Origin of the sequence: Hippea jasoniae (assembly GCF_000744435.1) — a bacterium.
GTDB lineage: Bacteria > Campylobacterota_A > Desulfurellia > Desulfurellales > Hippeaceae > Hippea > Hippea jasoniae.
The window spans coordinates 281,526-298,088 of the sequence record NZ_JQLX01000010.1 but is presented as its reverse complement, the minus strand read 5'-3'; the positions used below and the strand labels follow the sequence as shown (position 1 = coordinate 298,088).

Below are 16,563 nucleotides of genomic sequence, written 5' to 3'. Positions count from 1 at the left end.
AGATTCTCTACAATTTTACTATTTTCCGCAAATAGATAAGCGAAAAATAAGTTCAACCAATGCATTGGAACGCATAAATGAAGAAATACGCAGACGTTCAAGGGTAGTGTCTATATTTCCATCTAAGGAATCGTATTTGAGGCTTATTGTGTCATATTTGATGGAATACACAGAAGATTGGTTGGCCGAGAGAAGTTACATACATCCACAGAAATTACAGGAAGTTATGGATAAATTCCAAGACCGGTTTAAGGTAGCATAGGGAATGTTTATAAATGCTTACCGAGAAGAAAATTGCGAAAGAAAATTGACAGGATCAATCATTATAATAGAAATTTTTATTTCTGCTTTTATTAATCTATCATTTAGGGAGGCAATGACCACATTATTTCTATCTTCTATTCCAATATTTGTCTTTATATACGAATATTATGTTGAATTAAATAAACAAATTGAGGATCATAAAATTGTAAGTAATAAGATACTTGATGTTTTTAATAGCTTACACAAATATACTGATTCACAATTAGCAGTTATGATTAGACAGTTTCAAGACTATATTTATGAAAGAAATAGATTAAATTCATTATTGGTCTCTGAAATTTTATACAAAATATTAAGAGAAAAGTATGAAGAAACAATAAAAAATGCAAATAAATTATTAACTACCAATTTTCAAGGAAATAAAAATGGCAACAATTAATAATCTTCTTAAAGTGTTATCAGAACAATTATTTATTAGCTATAATTCATCAGAAAGAGAAAAGATTGAAACATCTGTTAAAACAATTAAGAAAAGATTAAAATCTTACTTTGGAAATGAAATTAAAGAAATAGAGTTGTTTGGCTCATATACGAGAGGAACTATTTTACCAAGAAGGTTTGATGAAGGTTCTGATATTGATATTATGATAATCTTCAGCACTGGAGAGGAAGAATATTTACCAGAAACATATAGAAACAAGCTGAAGAGATTTGCAGAATATTATTATTCAAATTCTGAAATATATAAGGATTTTCCTACAGTTGTTTTAGAACTTAATCATATAAAATTTGACTTAGTTCCTGCAATAGAAAAAGATTATATATTTTTTTCTTCTTTATATATCCCAAACTCACAAAATGAATGGATAGAAACAAATCCTAAAGATTTAAATAATAAACTAACAGAAGTAAATAAAAATAATAATTTTATAGTTAAACCATTAGTTAGATTATTTAAATTTTGGAATGTTAATAATGGGAAAGTTTACTCATCTTTTGAACTTGAAACAAATATAATTGAAATAGCAGAAAGTTGGATTTTTTCAAAAAATTATGAAGATGGATTCTTTTCTATAATTGATAAATTGCCAATGTGGCATTTACCAGATTATAAAAAATCGAAAGTTGAGTCATTAAAAAATAATGCAAAATGGGTTAAATATTATTTAGAAAGAGATAATTTAGAAAAAGCAAAGCAATGGTTAAAGAAAATTATTCCATTTGAAGATTGAGTTAAAGAGGTAAACCAATGCCACTTAACGAAGCAGAAACTAAAGCAAAATTGATAGAACCAAAACTTAAAGAAGTAGGCTGGACAGAAGAAGATATAGAAAGAGAATATATTATAAAACAGGATAGATTTTATGTGCGAGGTGAAGAATATGAAAAAATAAAACCCAAAAAGAGATTTGCTGATTATGTGTTAAAAGTTAACAATATAATAGTTTCAGTTATTGAAGCAAAGGCTGAAGATAAATTAGCTGAAGAAGGATTAGCTCAAGCAAAAGAATATGCAGAATTACTTGATGTTCCAATTGCATTTTCTACTAATGGAAAAGAAATTTTAATGTATGACAGAAGACTCCCTAAAACTCAAAATATTGAAAGTTTTTTATCAAAAGATGAATTATTTCAAATATATAAAGAATGGAAAAATTTAATAGATAAAAATTTATCACCTCTTGAATATCCATTTTATATAGCACCAGATAAAAAAATTAGAAATTATCAAGAAGTTGCTATTAGAAGAGTAATTGAAGCTATTTTAAAAAATCAAAAAAGAATTTTGCTTACAATGGCAACAGGAACAGGTAAAACTTTTACTTCATTTCAAATCGTATGGAAATTAATAAAAAGTCATTACTTTTCAAGAATTTTATTTTTAACTGATAGAATTTTTTTAAGAGATCAGGCACATGATTTTTATGAACCTTTTAAAGATGCAAGATATAAAATAAAATCAGGTAATTTTAATAAAAACAGAAAAATCTATTTTTCTACATATCAATCATTATACGCTGATGATTTTTATAAGAATATTCCTAATGACTTTTTTGATTTAATAATAATAGATGAGTGTCACCGTTCAAGATATGGAGAGTGGGGAGAGATATTAGAATATTTTAACACTGCCTATCATCTTGGAATGACTGCTACTCCAAAAAGAGAGGATAACATTGATGTTTATGAATATTTTGGAGAACCAGTATTTGTATATTCAATGGCTCAAGCGATAGAAGATGGATATTTGGTTCCATATAAGATATATAAAATTACAACAAATATTGATAAAACAGGCGTAAAAATAGATGATGCTGAAGAAATAATTTATGATGATGAGATCAATCCTGATGAGGATATAAAAGATTTTTATTTCCCATCAGAATTTGAAAGAGAAATAACATTGCCTGATAGAACTGAAATAATGTGTAAAAAATTTTTAGAAATATTAAAGAAAACAAAAGATGAATTTGCCAAAACAATAATATTTTGTGTTGACACAATTCATGCTGAAGCTGTTAGAGATACTTTAAATAAGATGAAAAATAAAGAGAATTTTGCTACAAAAATCGTTTATGAAGATAAAGACGATTTAACTGTTTTTAGAGATAGTGAAAGAATTTATCCTCTTGTGGCTACAACTGTAGATTTATTGTCAACAGGGGTTGATATACCTCATCTTAAAAATATTGTTTTTATGAGACCAATTTCTTCAAGAGTTTTGTTTAAACAAATTATCGGAAGAGGTTCAAGAATAGCACCAGAAAAAGGCTTTTTCAGAATAATTGATTTTACAAATGCTACAAGATTAATTGATGAATGGGATGTTCCAAAAAAAATTAAACATAAAGAAATTATCCCAGAAGAACCATTTGATAAAATTATTGAGGGAAAAGTAGCAGATTATTATAATGGAGAACCTCTTGAAAATGTAAAAATTATAGCAAGAGTTGGAAGATGGGATAAATTTACAATTACTGATAAAAATGGATTTTTTCAATTATCATCTCTTCCGTCAAATGAATTTATAAAATTGATAATTTCAAAAGATGGTTATTATACAATCAATAAAAATATTTCTCCAAATTCAACAGGTTTAAAATTTGAACTTAAAAGTATTAAAAAGAAAGCCAAAAAAATCATTTTAAAAGGAATTAATGTTATAATTGAAGAAGAAATCCAAATAGAAATTGATGGAAACTACATTTCTTTTGCAGAATATAAGAAATATGTTGAAAGTAATTTGAAAAAAGAAGTTCATACACTTAATGAACTAAAAGAAATATGGATAGATGACAAAAGAAGGAAGGAATTTTTAGAACATCTTAAAGATAAAAATATTGATATAGACTTTTTAAAAGAATTAGATAATTTAGGTCATGTAGATAGTTTTGATATAATAGCAAGAATTATTTTTAATGCTCCTTTGATTACCAAAGATGAAAGAATCAAATACTTCGTTAACAAACATCTGAGCAAGATTGATAAATATGGAGAGGAGATCAGATATATCGTTTTACGATTGTTGGAAAAGTATAAGCTTGGTGGAATTGATGATATTTCTCCAAAAGCTTTAAAGACACCTGATATGGAAAAAATATCAGCTTTAAACAAATTGCGTTCTAAGTTTGATTTAAAAACTATACCTGTTTTCTTCAATAAGCTTAAGGAGATGTTATTTGAGTTAGAACAAGCAGGATAATAACAAAATGGATGAAATCGACAAGAATGTTTTAACTTTTATTTAGAAAGAGAAAAAGAAATCAAAATTAGGATAGCATGTATAAAAAGATTCTCAATTTATCCACTGACATCGTTAATTTTACATCACCATTTTAACTACCAATTCAAGATAGTATAAGTAAATATGTTTACAAATGTCTAACTAAAAAGAAAACCGTAAAAGAACAGGGCATTACCTAAAATATTATCTAACTGTAAAAATTCAATCGCAAACTTCTAAAAGACTTTTTAGATCCTCAGTAAATTTATCTACATACTCCTCTTTTGAAGCCCACGAGGTTACAAGTCTAACCACACACTTATCATCAAATTCATCTATAATATAAAAACCGTAATACTCATTCAGTTTTTTAGCAAATTTTAAAGGAAATATGGGAAACAAAAGGTTCGTCTGGGGCTGTATATAAAATTCAAAGCCCAGATTAGAGATTGCATCTGCCATCTTTTTGGCCATTTTATTTGCCCTCTCTGCAAGCTTAAAATAAAGATTATCTTCAAACAAGCCAAGAAATTGAACCGCAAGTAACCTGCCCTTTGCAAGCAAACCCCCGCGCTGCTTTATAGAGTATCTAAAATCAACAGCAAGCTTATCATTGTTTATTACTATAGCCTCACCTATCAATCCACCGTTTTTTGTAGCGCCTATATAAAAAGCATCGCAATATTTTGAAACAAAACCAAAATCTCTATAGCCAAGATATGCTGCGGCATTGCCAATCCTTGCTCCATCAACATAGAACAACAGATTATTCTCTTTACAAAACTCGCCAAGTTGCATCATTTCATCTTCAGAATAAACAGTTCCAAACTCTGTGGCGTTTGAAACATACACCATAGCAGGTTTCACTCTATGCTCATCCTTAAAGTATTTCAAAACCCTTTTTATATCATCGGGAAAAATTTTTCCTTCTCTATTTTTAACCGTAATGAGTTTGTGACCACTTGCCTCAATTGCACCAGCTTCATGCGTTGCAATATGCGCCGTATCAGCACATACCACCGCCTCATAAGGTCTTAAAAAATGCGCAATACTGACAAGGTTTGCAAATGTTCCACCACAGACAAAGAATACCTCTCCTTCAGCATTGCATAGCCTCTTTATTAAATCTTTTGCTTTTTTGGAATACTCATCATACCCGTATCCTTCCTGCTGGGTAAGATTGGTTGCTTCAAGAAGCTGCAAAATAGAAGGATGCGCCCCCTCTAAATAATCACTTTTAAAATTATAAATCACCTATTGCCTCCTGCAGGGATAAAAAATATCAAGTTTCGGATTGTAAATGCTTGTTTTGATGTCAAACAACCCAAGAATTGTATAAAACACATTATCGTGTGAATATTTATTATGGGATAGTTTTTTTGCGCAGTTTACATCAATGCCAAAATCGTTGGAAAACCACACAAAACAGGCTGGGTGTTTTTGAGCCTCTGGAGCCATAAAATAAGGCAAACCATGCAGATAAATGCCATTTTCACCAAGGCTTTCTCCATGATCAGATACATAAAACATAGCAGTTGAATATTTCTTGTCATTTTTCTTTAGAAATTCAACTACATCGTATAAAAATTTGTCTGTGTAAAGAATAGTGTTGTCATAGGCATTAACAACCTCTTGACGAGAACAGTTTTGCAACTGATTTGTTTTACATATCGGTTTAAATTTTTCAAATGAGGCTGGGTATCTTTTGTAATAATCCGGTCCATGTGAACCTTTCATATGAAGTATAATTAAAACAGGTTTATCGTTTTTTAGGCTATCAAGCCATTTCTGCAATCCATAAAGCAACACTTCATCGTGGCAGTTAAATCTTGTGCAGTAAGGTTTTATTCTTTTATCGTTAAAATCCTCATACTCAACCCTATCTGCAACATGCTTTGATCCGTAATCGTTATCACGCCACAGGATGTTGACACCAGCTCTTTTTAAAATATCAAGGAGATTATCGGTATATCGTGCTTTTTTTATAGAAAACTCACTTCTTGTGTAAACGGAAAACATGCAAGGCACACTCACAGCCGTTTCTGTGCCACATGACCTAACAGAAGGAAAATCAATTAAGTTTTTCAATTTTGATAAGTAAGGGTCTGTGTTTCTTTTGTAGCCGTTTAAATAAAAATGATCCCACCTTGCTGCCTCGCCAACAACAAAAATAATAAGCTTTGGCTTTTTGTAGGGCATCAATTTTGCATCTAAACCAATATGTTTAAACTTCATCGGTTTTGTAAGGTAGGTTTTCTGTAGATACCTAACAAAAGAATATGTGAAAAAAGCTGGATTTGAATACATCCTTATATGCTTATGAGCCCTAAAAAAACTCACCCAGCTTTTAGGATAAGCAAAATACAAACCAGGAATAAGCAAAAGATTAATAACTATCAATAAAAGTCTGCTTTTAAACTCCTCTTTTAAGTTCCTCTTTTTAAGCTTAATCAAATAAACGAATATCGAAGGCAGAACGCCAAGCAAAAGTATATAAACAAAAAGTTTGAGATTTAAAAGGTCATATACCTCGCCAGTTGTTGTCTGGAAAATATTGATAATCATTTTATCGTTGATAATAGTTTTATACTCAGCCATGTAGTAGGCTGCTGCCGAGGCAAGCAGAAACATTACAATAAGAAAAGGCTTCAAGATAGACCTTGCAATTAATAATCCCATAACAGTTGAGATTGCAATAAATAGCAATACACCTGCGGCTATACAAAAACCGATATCGCCAAATGCATTGTATGTTTCTTTAAAATATACATAGTTGTCAAACAAAACAAAAAATACGCTGCTTAAAACTATCAGTTGCACGCTGGAAAGCTCTATGCTTTTAAACTTCTCAAAAAGCCTCATAACACCTGTATTATAAACTTGTGCAGTAAATATTCAATACAATATTGACAATCCCTTAATTATATGCAAGCATAGCCAAAAAAGGAGGCGATAATGAAGCGGCTAATTGTTTTTTTTGTTGCGGTTGTTTTATTTTTACCTGTTAGGGGTTTTGGTTGTGCCAATGCTCAAAAAGAAGCAGTCGAGATTTCTAACGAATTTAGCTTTAAGCTATTTAATCAAATCAACAAGGCGGGCAAAAATGCTTTTTACTCACCGTTTAGTATTGTTGATGCCTTTGCAATGGTCTACAACGGTGCCAAATCAAACACAAAAAAACAGATCTCCAAAGCCTTTGACTTTCCCCTCAATCCCCTGCCCTTAAATGAGGGATTTAAATTATTGATAAATGAGCTAAAAAACACAAAAAAGCCATCAAACAATACATTAAAGGTGGCAAACGCCCTCTGGGCTCAAAAAAACTATCCATTTAAAACCTCTTTTATAAAAACAATGGATAGATATTACGGCGGTGCATTCCATAAAGTTGACTTTGCAAAGGAAACTTTAAAAGCTTTAAACACAATAAACAGCTGGGTTGCAAACCAGACGGATAATATGATTCCACAGTTGCTTTCAAAGGGTGATATAAACTTACTAACCCGCCTTGTTATAACAAATGCAATATATTTCAAAGGCAAATGGAAAACACCGTTTGACAAAAAACTCACCAAAAAGATGGATTTTTATTTAACCAGCAACAAAAAAGAAAAAGTCAACATGATGTATAAAGAAGGTAGATTTAGATATTTTGAAAACAACCTTTTACAATTAGTAATCCTACCCTATCAAAACGATACATCTATGGTTGTGATCCTGCCAAAAAAGATAACCGACACAGAAAAGATTTTTAATAATCTCACTTATGCAAAGTTTAAAAAATGGGTCAAAAGCGCGCATAAAACAAAAATCAAACTCTACCTGCCAAGATTCAAAACTAAAGAGAAGTATTATCTTAAAAAAATCCTGATGAAAATGGGCATTATCGACGCTTTTACAATGAAAGCAGATTTTTCAAATCTCACCAACTCAAAGGCTCTAAAAATCTCAAAGGTCGTGCATGAAGCAGTGGTAGAGGTCAACGAAGAAGGCACAAAAGCTGCCGCAGCAACAGCCGTTGTCTTGCAACTAAAAGCAGTCATGAAACCATTTAACATACCCGTTTTTAAAGCCAATCATCCATTTATGTTTTTTATAATTCACAACAAAACAGGCTTGATTCTCTTTGCAGGCAAACTTGCAAAACCTTAAGCCCAAAGAATTCATCTTGTTTGCTTTGCTTAAATTGTGTATCATCTAATATGATTGTATGTGAGGGACTGACAAAAAAATTTAAAAAAAAGATAGCTGTCAACAATGTGAGTATTAAGGCAAATGAAGGTGAGATAGTTGGGCTTTTAGGCCCAAATGGGGCAGGCAAAACAACAACATTCTACATGATTGCAGGGCTTATCAGACCTGATAAAGGCAGAATCCTGATGGAAAACACAGACATCACCCACCTCCCGATGTATAAGAGGGCTCAGATGGGGTTGTCGTATCTGCCTCAGGAGCCCTCTATCTTTCGCGGCATGAATGTTGAAGAAAACATACTTGCCATCCTTGAGTTTTTATATAAAGACAAGAAAACCCGTAAACTCATTTTAGAAAAAATACTATCTGATTTGAATATAGCGCATATAAGAAAAACACCTGCTTATGCTTTAAGTGGGGGTGAAAGAAGGCGTGTAGAGGTTGCAAGAGCACTTGCCACAAAGCCAAAATTCATACTGCTTGATGAGCCTTTTGCAGGTATCGATCCTATTATCGTTGGAGAACTAAAAACACTGATTAAGGATTTAAAAAAAAGAGGAATAGGCGTAATCATAACAGACCACAATGTCAGGGATCTGCTTGAAGTAGTGGATAGAGCATATATCCTTTTTGAAGGCAAAATCATAAAACACGGCATACCGGAAGAACTTACAAAAGACGAAAAAGTAATCGATATGTATCTAGGTAGAAGTTTTTGCGTATGATTGAGCTAAGAGTAGATTTAGAGGCAAAATTAGGACTTATACTCACGCCACGCATAGACCTATCCTTAAAAATTTTAGCTATGAACATTGCAGAAGTAGAAGAAAAATTAAATGAGCTTTTAGAGACAAATCCCATTATAAAAATCGATGAAGGCTTAAAAGAAACAACCAATACAACTCGAGAGGATAGACTCAAAGAGGTTGATGAAGCTTTTAAAGAGCGGTTTTCATCCGATGATGAGAGCGTTTCTGACATCATCGAGGCAACCGCAAGACAAAAAACCTCGCTTCAAAAGAACCTCCTATTGCAGTTAGGCTCTGAAATAGAGCTTGATGAAAAAGACAAACTGGTAGCAGAAAGCATTGTTTATAACCTGGATGAGAAAGGATTTTTATCAAGCGATATAGAAGAAATTGCAAGACAGGCAGAGGTAAGTATTCAACGGGTTGAGTTTATAAGAAAACGGATTATGAATCTTGAGCCATCCGGATGTGGATGCAAAAACACAGAGGAGTTTTTATCTTTTCAGGCAAAAGAAAGCGGCTTTGAGCCTCAATTGATAGAAACAATCCTTTCTGCCATAGTAAACACAAACAGAGCCGATATAAAACGGCTAAAGCAACTAAGTGGATTAAGTGATGAAGAATTTACAGAGGCAATGGAGATTATCAGGGGTTTTAAGCTGTTTCCGCTTGAAAACTACTCTGAAATAGAAACCACAGACTACATATATCCCGATGTAAGGGTTAAAAAAATAGGCGGCAGGCTAATAGCTTTTATTGAAGAAAACAGACTAAATAGAATCTCAATAGATGAGCAGATGTTGAATGAATATCTAAAAGATAAAGATGCTGAGGAGTTTGTAAAAGACAAATACAGGCAGGCAAAAGAGTTTATACTTGCAATAACAAACAGAAACAAAACACTCCTAAAAACGGTAAACATTATACTTGAAAAACAGAAAGAATTCTTTGAAAACGGCACCATAAAACCCTTAACCAGAAAACAGATAGCCCAAATCCTTGGCTACAATGTATCAACCATAACAAGGGCTGTGGCAAATAAATATTTGGAATTTGAAGGCAGCATCATCCCGCTAAGCAAGTTTTTCTCAAGCGGCATAGATGAAAACACATCAAAGGATTACATAAAATCTTTAATCACAGAGATGATAAACAACGAGGATAAAAAAAATCCATTAAGCGATGATGCAATCAAACAATATTTAGCCAAAAAAGGCATCAATATAACCCGCAGAACCATAACAAAATACAGAAAAGAACTAAAAATCCCATCAAGCAGGAAGAGAAAATGTCAAGATACTCTATAGCAATTATCAAACTTCTATCAAAAGAGGATTATAAACCCCTAAGTGCATCAGAAATTAGAAAAGCTTTAGGAATTTCAAAAAAACACAAAAGCCGTTTTTATCAGGAACTAAGAAAACTAAAGAAGGCTGGTAAGGTCAAAAAAATCTCAAAAAGCAGATACATAATAACAAAAAAACAACCAAAAACAGTTCTAAAGGGACAACTAATCAAAAGAGAAGGCATATACTTCCTTCAAACTCAAACAGGTGAGGTTAGACTACCCAGACTCATAAACGCCCTTCATGCCTCAGAAGGCGATGAGGTGGCCATAAAAATCGAAAAGGGCAAGGTTGGTATATCATCAAAGGTCACAAAAATCATAAAAAGACGGACAAAAAATGTTATTGGATATTTAGTAAAGCTACCAAAGGGCTGGATTGTTTCTCCAGCTGATAGAAAAATCCCTTTTGTTGTGAGTATAAAGGGCTCAAAAGACCTAAAGGAAGGATGGCTTGTTTATGCAAAAATTACAGCGCCATCTGAAAGAAAAAACACACTCAAAGGTGAGATCGTTAAAGTTTATGGAGATCCATTCAATCCAGCAATAGACAGAGATGTTGTAATAGATAAATTCAACCTACCCCATATTTTCTCTGACGAAATAGAAGAAGAGCTTAAACTAATAAAACAGCCAGAGGATAAGGATTTTGAAGATAGAATTGACTACAGAAGCTTTCCCACCATTACAATCGACGGGGAAGATGCAAAGGATTTTGATGATGCAGTTGATATTCAACAAACAGAAAACGGATTTAAACTCTTTGTACATATTGCCGATGTTTCACACTATGTTAAAGAGGGCTCAAAATTAGACCAGGAAGCCCTAAAAAGGGGCTTTAGCGTATATTTCCCTGACAGCGTTATTCCCATGCTACCGTTTAAGCTTTCAAACGACATCTGCTCATTGGTGCCAGATAAAGACAGGTTAACGGTTTCTGTTGAGATGGATATATCAAAAACGGGGGCAATCAAAAGATACCGTATAGCAAAAAGCGTTATTCAAAACAAAAATAGAATGACATACAATCAGGTGCAGGCAATTATAGACGGCAGGCAAAAAGCAGAAGAAAGCCTGTATCAAAACCTAAAAACAATGGAAAAATTAGCAAAGATATTGAGGCGTCGTAGATTTAAAAAAGGCAGCCTTGATTTAGATATACCTGAGGCTCACTTTATAGTCAAAGATGGAGAGATTATAGACATCCAGGAGAGAGAGCATCTGTTCTCGCATTCAATCATAGAAGAGTTTATGCTTGCTGCCAACCTGTGCGTTGCAGATTTTTTAAAAAACCACTATCCTGTTTTTATTCGCAGGGTGCATGATGAGCCTGATGAGGCAAAAATAGCTATACTTATTGCATTTTTAAGAAAAATGGGTATAAAATTTGACCTGCCGGATGAGTTTACATCAAAGCAACTACAGAAGCTTCTATCGTCAATAAAAGACGAAAAAACAAAAAAGATAGTATCACAACTATTGTTGAGGTCTCTAAAACGGGCTGAGTATTCAACAGCTGAGAAAGGTCATTTTGCGTTGAATTTTAAAAATTATACACATTTTACAAGCCCGATCAGGCGATATCCAGATTTAGTCGTACACCGTATGGTCAAGGCAAAGCTTGAAAAGGCAAACAGGGAGTTTGACAATTTAGAAGAAATTGCAACAGAGGTCAAAAACAGAGAGATTATCACAGAAAATGCTATGTTTTATATGAACGATATCAAAACAGCCCAGTTTATGAAACCAAGGATTGGAGAGATTTTTAACGCAACGATAACAACAATTATACCCAATGGATTTTTCGTAAGATTGAAGGAGCATTTTGTTGAGGGCTTTGTGCCTGCAAGTCAGCTTAAGGATGATTACTATCACTACATCGAGCACATGTATGCAATGGTTGGTAAAAGAACAAGAAAGATGTATAGATTAGGTGATGATGTTAGGGTTATGGCTATAAATGTTGACAAATTCGCTGGAGAGGTGGATTTTACCATAGTATGAGTTTGATAAGTATCGGCTTTGGAAATTATATCAACAAAGATAGGGTTGTGGCTGTGGTTTTACCAAATTCTGCACCGCTTAAAAGACTCAAAGAGCAGTTAGAGGCAAAAGGCATGGTAATAGATGCCACACAGGGCAGAAAAACTCGAGCACTTATTTTTACCGATTCAGGCCATCTGATACTTTCAGGCATAAGTGTTGAAACAATAGCAGAGAGGATGAATAAATGAACGGTGTTATTTTTGTTATAAGCTCACCCACCGGGGCAGGAAAAACAACGCTGTGTAATTTAGTAGAAAAAGAAAGGGATGATGTGCAACGCGTTATAACGCATACAACAAGAAAACCAAGAGAGGGAGAAAAAAACGGCGTTGATTACCATTTTGTAAGCAATGAAGAATTCAAAAGAATGATCAAAATGGGTGAGTTTGTTGAATATGCATTCGTCCACTCAAACTTCTATGGCACAAGCAAAAAGGCCTTAGTAGATGTGCTCAATCAGGGAAAGTTTCCTATCCTTGCAATCGATGTGCAGGGTGCAAAAAACATCGCAAACAGCTTTGATAATGTGGTCAACATCTTTATTCTACCGCCAGACTTTGATATATGGCTTGAGAGAATCAAAAAAGACAGATCGCGCGATAGCTTAAGTGTTAGACTAAAAACAGCTGTAAATGAGCTGTCAGAGCTTGAATTTTTCGATTACTGCATAATCAATGACAGCTTAGAACAATCCTTAAAAAAACTACATTCAATCATAGATGCAGCTACATCCAAAATTGCCTTTTTTAAAGAGGATTATTTAAAACTTGCAAATACACTTAAAAACGATATAAAAGAATTTTTGGGAGGTGAATGATGGATATCTTTATGCCAGAAATAATTAATGGTGCATTAAAATATTTTCCAAGCAGGTATGAGCTTGTAAGGGTTGCTGCAATCAGGGCAAATTCGCTCTACAGAGGCGATAGACCCCTGATTGATGAAAAAATAGCAACAAGACACAAACACACTGTTGTTAGCCTTATGGAAATTAAAGAGGGCTTGTGGAAGAAAAAATAGATCCTGAGATCAAAAAGTTTTATGAACATTTCAAAAGCAACATAAAGGAAAAAATAGATAGCAATCTGTTAGACAAGGCTTTTCTGTTTGCCTACGAAAAACATAAAGACCAAAAAAGGGCATCGGGTGAGAAATACATTGTTCATCCCATCCATGTAGCAGAGATAGTATCCCAATTCCACTTAGACAGCAACAGCATCATAGCAGCCCTTCTGCATGATGTGTTAGAAGATACAGAAACAACTGAAGAAGAAATCAAAGAGCTATTCGGAGAGGATGTTTTATTTTTGGTTAAAGCATTAACAAAAATCAGCCAGATAAAGTATAAAAATAGAGAGGAAAAGCAGGCTGATAACTTTAGAAAAATGATAGTTGCAATGGCAAGCGATATTAGAGTGATATTAATAAAGCTTGCCGACAGGCTCCACAACATGAGAACAATTCATTTTCTACCACAGGAAAAAAGGCAAAGGATAGCTCAAGAAACACTGGATATCTATGCACCAATTGCCCACAGGCTTGGAATCTACTGGCTAAAATCTGAACTTGAGGATTTAAGCTTCAAACATCTATTTCCCGAAGAGTATGAAAAGTTAGAAAACAGGGTTAAAAACACAATTGCAAAAAAACAGGAAACGATAAAGTTTATTGAACAGCAGATTAAAATGGACATGACAGAGGCTGGCATAAAGTGTGAGGTTAGTGGCAGGGTTAAGCACCTTTATAGCATCTATACAAAGATGCAGCGCAAAAATATAGACTTTGACGGAATATACGACCTGCTTGCTGTAAGGATAATCACCCAAACAGAACAGGATTGCTATGCAGCATTGGGCGTAATACACAAAAAATATAAACCCCTGCCTGGGAGATTTAAAGACTACATCGCACTGCCAAAGCCCAATATGTATCAATCACTGCATACGACTGTTTTTGGACCCAGTGATGTTGTTGTGGAAATCCAGATAAGAACAAGGCAGATGCATGAGATAGCAGAAGAAGGAATTGCAGCCCACTACAAATACAAGGAAAACAAACTCAGCATAATAGATAAATACGACAAGCAGTTTTTATGGCTAAGACACCTGTTGAAATGGCAAAAAGAGGTCAAAAACCCCAAAGATTTTTTAGACACCGTCAAAGTAGACTTATTTAGAGGTGAGGTATATGTTTTTACGCCAGCAGGTGACTTAAAGGTTCTACCCAGAGGTTCAACTCCTGTAGACTTTGCCTATGCAATACATACAGAGGTCGGCAACAGATGCGTTGGAGCCAAAGTTAACGGAAGAATCGTGCCACTTCAACATAAGCTTGCAAATGGTGACATAGTAGAAATCATCACAAGAGCTGGACATACACCCTCAAAAGACTGGCTCAATTTTGTTGTTACAAGCAAGGCAAGAAGCAAAATCAGGCAAAAAATCAGAGAAAGAGAAAGACAGGAAGCTGCAGAAATTGGCAAGGGGATGCTATCAAGGGAATTATCAAAGGTCAACAGATCCTTAAGTAGTTTCTTAAAAGATGAAAAGCTTGAAGAAATACTATCCTATTTTGGCTGCAATAGTGAAAATGAGCTCTTTGAAAAGATAGGCTTTTTAAGGATTCAACCGCAAAGCGTAATAAACAAACTATGTCCCGAACCAAAAAAGATTTCTCCACCAAAAACAACAAAGAAAAGCGATACCTACAAAATTAAAGTCAGCGGTATGGAAGATGTTGTGATGCATATAGCTAAATGCTGCAATCCCGTTTTCGGCGATGAAATTGTTGGCTTTGTCACAAGAACCCGTGGCGTCGTAATACACAGAGCAGATTGCAAAAATATCAAAAATATAGGATTTGACAGTGATAGGATTATAGAGGCTGAATGGGCTGATGAAACACTCAGAACAATGCCAGTAAACCTGCAGATAAAGGCAAACAATACGATGGGTATACTTGCAAAAATAACAAACTTATTATACGAAATGAAAATCGACCTTAAGGATTTAAAGGTTATCTTTTTAGATCAGGCAAAAGAGAAAGTGATATTCGATATCGACATAGAAGTAAAAAACAACAAAGAACTCGATAATTTGATAAGCGCATTGAAGAAAAACGAGGATATAATAAACATAGAGCGTGGCAGCAGAACATTCTTTAAAAAAAGAAAAAAATACAGGTGGTGAGAAAATGTTTAAATCAATTGTAAATTACTTTTCAAACGATCTTGCCATTGATCTGGGCACGGCAAATACACTGGTTTATGTCAAAGGCAAAGGGATAGTTTTAAACGAGCCAAGCGTGGTTGCAGTTAAAAACGACATAAAAAAAGGCAAAAAAATCTTAAGCGTCGGCAAAGAAGCAAAAGAGATGGTGGGCAGAACCCCGGGCAACATCGAGGCTATAAAACCCCTAAAGGACGGTGTCATTGCTGATTTTGAGGTAACAGAAAGAATGCTGAGATACTTCATAAAAAAATCAAAAAACAAACGCAGCATCTTCAAGCCCCGTATCATTATAGCCGTACCGCACGGTATAACACAGGTTGAAAAAAAAGCCGTCAAGGAATCTGCGATTGATGCAGGGGCAAGGGAGGTTTACCTTGTTGAAGAGCCGATGGCTGCTGCAATAGGATCAGGCTTGCCTGTTCAGGATGCCGTGGGCAGCATGGTTGTGGACATCGGTGGCGGCACAACAGAGGTTGCCGTTATATCATTGGGCGGAATAGTGCATTCGGTATCTGTAAGGGTTGGCGGCGACAAAATGGATCAAACAATCGTTAACTATATCAAAAAGCAATACAGCATTTTAATCGGCGAATCAACCGCAGAGAGTATAAAAATCAATTACGGAAGAGCATATCCACCAGATGATGATGAAGAGGAAACAGACCACATCTTTGTTAAGGGTATAGACTTAATCACAGGAGTACCCACATCGATAGAGATTACGCCTGAGGAGATCAGAAAAGCCTTAAGAGAACCGATAAATGTGATTATAGCGGCTGTAAAGGATGCACTTGAAAAAACACCCCCCGAGCTTGCAAGCGATATAGTGGACAACGGCATAATGCTTACAGGCGGCGGGGCACTTCTAAAGGGACTGGACAAACTAATCCACAAAGAAACAGGGCTCCCTGTTCAAGTTTACGAAGAGGCTTTATTTGCTGTGGTCAAAGGCGTGGGAATGATTCTTGACAACATAGATCTGCTCAGCGAAGTGACAATAGAATAAGCAGT

15 protein-coding genes are annotated in these 16,563 nt (G+C 34.3%); 13 read left to right on the top strand and 2 right to left on the bottom strand.

Annotated features, from left to right (window positions below):
* The 4 genes from EK17_RS09235 to hsdR form a co-directional block, all read left to right on the top strand.
* A partial coding sequence (locus tag EK17_RS09235; RefSeq protein ID WP_198018128.1) for a transposase occupies positions 1-262 on the top strand: 262 nt, incomplete at its 5' end.
* A 3-nt stretch (positions 263-265) separates the two neighbouring features.
* On the top strand, positions 266-703 hold the full coding sequence (locus tag EK17_RS02185; protein ID WP_156957497.1) for an S-4TM family putative pore-forming effector: 438 nt from the start codon (positions 266-268) through the stop codon (positions 701-703).
* A complete protein-coding gene (locus EK17_RS02180; protein ID WP_035587052.1) occupies positions 690-1,496 on the top strand; it encodes an SMODS domain-containing nucleotidyltransferase in 807 nt (268 codons plus the stop codon). Before EK17_RS02185 ends, EK17_RS02180 begins: the two co-directional genes overlap by 14 nt.
* Positions 1,497-1,513: 17 nt before the next feature.
* Positions 1,514-3,967: an EcoAI/FtnUII family type I restriction enzme subunit R gene (hsdR, locus tag EK17_RS02175; protein ID WP_035587050.1), complete on the top strand. Its 2,454-nt coding sequence runs from the start codon at positions 1,514-1,516 to the stop codon at positions 3,965-3,967.
* A 243-nt stretch (positions 3,968-4,210) separates the two neighbouring features.
* On the opposite strand, the gene EK17_RS02170 is transcribed toward hsdR, so the two are convergent.
* Positions 4,211-5,242: a threonine aldolase family protein gene (locus EK17_RS02170; RefSeq protein ID WP_198018127.1), complete on the bottom strand. Its 1,032-nt coding sequence runs from the start codon at positions 5,240-5,242 to the stop codon at positions 4,211-4,213.
* The gene (locus tag EK17_RS02165; RefSeq protein WP_035587049.1) at positions 5,243-6,850 is read right to left on the bottom strand and encodes a phosphoethanolamine transferase; all 1,608 of its coding nucleotides are present in this window, start codon (positions 6,848-6,850) and stop codon (positions 5,243-5,245) included.
* Positions 6,851-6,943: 93 nt separating this feature from the next.
* Between EK17_RS02165 and EK17_RS02160 the strand changes: the two genes are divergently transcribed.
* From EK17_RS02160 to EK17_RS02120, 9 genes are read left to right on the top strand one after another with little or no spacing between them, the layout of a single operon-like run.
* Positions 6,944-8,140 (top strand): serpin family protein, encoded by a 1,197-nt coding sequence (locus EK17_RS02160; protein ID WP_035587048.1) that lies wholly within the window; start codon positions 6,944-6,946, stop codon positions 8,138-8,140.
* A 50-nt stretch (positions 8,141-8,190) separates the two neighbouring features.
* Positions 8,191-8,907, top strand: a complete 717-nt coding sequence (gene lptB / locus EK17_RS02155) for an LPS export ABC transporter ATP-binding protein (RefSeq protein ID WP_035587047.1) — start codon at positions 8,191-8,193, stop codon at positions 8,905-8,907.
* On the top strand, positions 8,904-10,238 hold the full coding sequence (rpoN, locus tag EK17_RS02150; RefSeq protein ID WP_035587046.1) for an RNA polymerase factor sigma-54: 1,335 nt from the start codon (positions 8,904-8,906) through the stop codon (positions 10,236-10,238). Before lptB ends, rpoN begins: the two co-directional genes overlap by 4 nt.
* The gene (gene rnr, locus EK17_RS02145) at positions 10,220-12,280 is read left to right on the top strand and encodes a ribonuclease R (protein WP_051904356.1); all 2,061 of its coding nucleotides are present in this window, start codon (positions 10,220-10,222) and stop codon (positions 12,278-12,280) included. The genes rpoN and rnr overlap by 19 nt, the downstream gene beginning before the upstream one ends.
* A complete protein-coding gene (locus EK17_RS02140) occupies positions 12,277-12,510 on the top strand; it encodes a DUF370 domain-containing protein (protein WP_035587044.1) in 234 nt (77 codons plus the stop codon). Before rnr ends, EK17_RS02140 begins: the two co-directional genes overlap by 4 nt.
* A complete protein-coding gene (gene gmk, locus EK17_RS02135) occupies positions 12,507-13,139 on the top strand; it encodes a guanylate kinase (RefSeq protein WP_035587042.1) in 633 nt (210 codons plus the stop codon). The genes EK17_RS02140 and gmk overlap by 4 nt, the downstream gene beginning before the upstream one ends.
* Positions 13,139-13,342, top strand: a complete 204-nt coding sequence (rpoZ, locus tag EK17_RS02130; RefSeq protein WP_035587041.1) for a DNA-directed RNA polymerase subunit omega — start codon at positions 13,139-13,141, stop codon at positions 13,340-13,342. The genes gmk and rpoZ overlap by 1 nt, the downstream gene beginning before the upstream one ends.
* Positions 13,327-15,510, top strand: a complete 2,184-nt coding sequence (locus tag EK17_RS02125; RefSeq protein ID WP_051904355.1) for a RelA/SpoT family protein — start codon at positions 13,327-13,329, stop codon at positions 15,508-15,510. The genes rpoZ and EK17_RS02125 overlap by 16 nt, the downstream gene beginning before the upstream one ends.
* A gap of 4 nt (positions 15,511-15,514) precedes the next feature.
* Positions 15,515-16,558 (top strand): rod shape-determining protein, encoded by a 1,044-nt coding sequence (locus tag EK17_RS02120; RefSeq protein WP_035587107.1) that lies wholly within the window; start codon positions 15,515-15,517, stop codon positions 16,556-16,558.
* Positions 16,559-16,563 lie beyond the last annotated feature (5 nt).

Excerpts from the sequence above, each read along its gene's own strand:
- EK17_RS02185 (WP_156957497.1), top strand. The coding sequence starts at position 266 with ATGTTTATAAATGCTTACCGAGAAGAAAATTGCGAAAGAAAATTGACA.
- EK17_RS02180 (WP_035587052.1), top strand. The coding sequence starts at position 690 with ATGGCAACAATTAATAATCTTCTTAAAGTGTTATCAGAACAATTATTT.
- hsdR (WP_035587050.1), top strand. The coding sequence starts at position 1,514 with ATGCCACTTAACGAAGCAGAAACTAAAGCAAAATTGATAGAACCAAAA.
- EK17_RS02165 (WP_035587049.1), bottom strand. The coding sequence starts at position 6,850 with ATGAGGCTTTTTGAGAAGTTTAAAAGCATAGAGCTTTCCAGCGTGCAA.
- EK17_RS02160 (WP_035587048.1), top strand. The coding sequence starts at position 6,944 with ATGAAGCGGCTAATTGTTTTTTTTGTTGCGGTTGTTTTATTTTTACCT.
- lptB (WP_035587047.1), top strand. The coding sequence starts at position 8,191 with ATGATTGTATGTGAGGGACTGACAAAAAAATTTAAAAAAAAGATAGCT.
- rpoN (WP_035587046.1), top strand. The coding sequence starts at position 8,904 with ATGATTGAGCTAAGAGTAGATTTAGAGGCAAAATTAGGACTTATACTC.
- rnr (WP_051904356.1), top strand. The coding sequence starts at position 10,220 with ATGTCAAGATACTCTATAGCAATTATCAAACTTCTATCAAAAGAGGAT.
- EK17_RS02140 (WP_035587044.1), top strand. The coding sequence starts at position 12,277 with ATGAGTTTGATAAGTATCGGCTTTGGAAATTATATCAACAAAGATAGG.
- gmk (WP_035587042.1), top strand. The coding sequence starts at position 12,507 with ATGAACGGTGTTATTTTTGTTATAAGCTCACCCACCGGGGCAGGAAAA.
- rpoZ (WP_035587041.1), top strand. The coding sequence starts at position 13,139 with ATGGATATCTTTATGCCAGAAATAATTAATGGTGCATTAAAATATTTT.
- EK17_RS02120 (WP_035587107.1), top strand. The coding sequence starts at position 15,515 with ATGTTTAAATCAATTGTAAATTACTTTTCAAACGATCTTGCCATTGAT.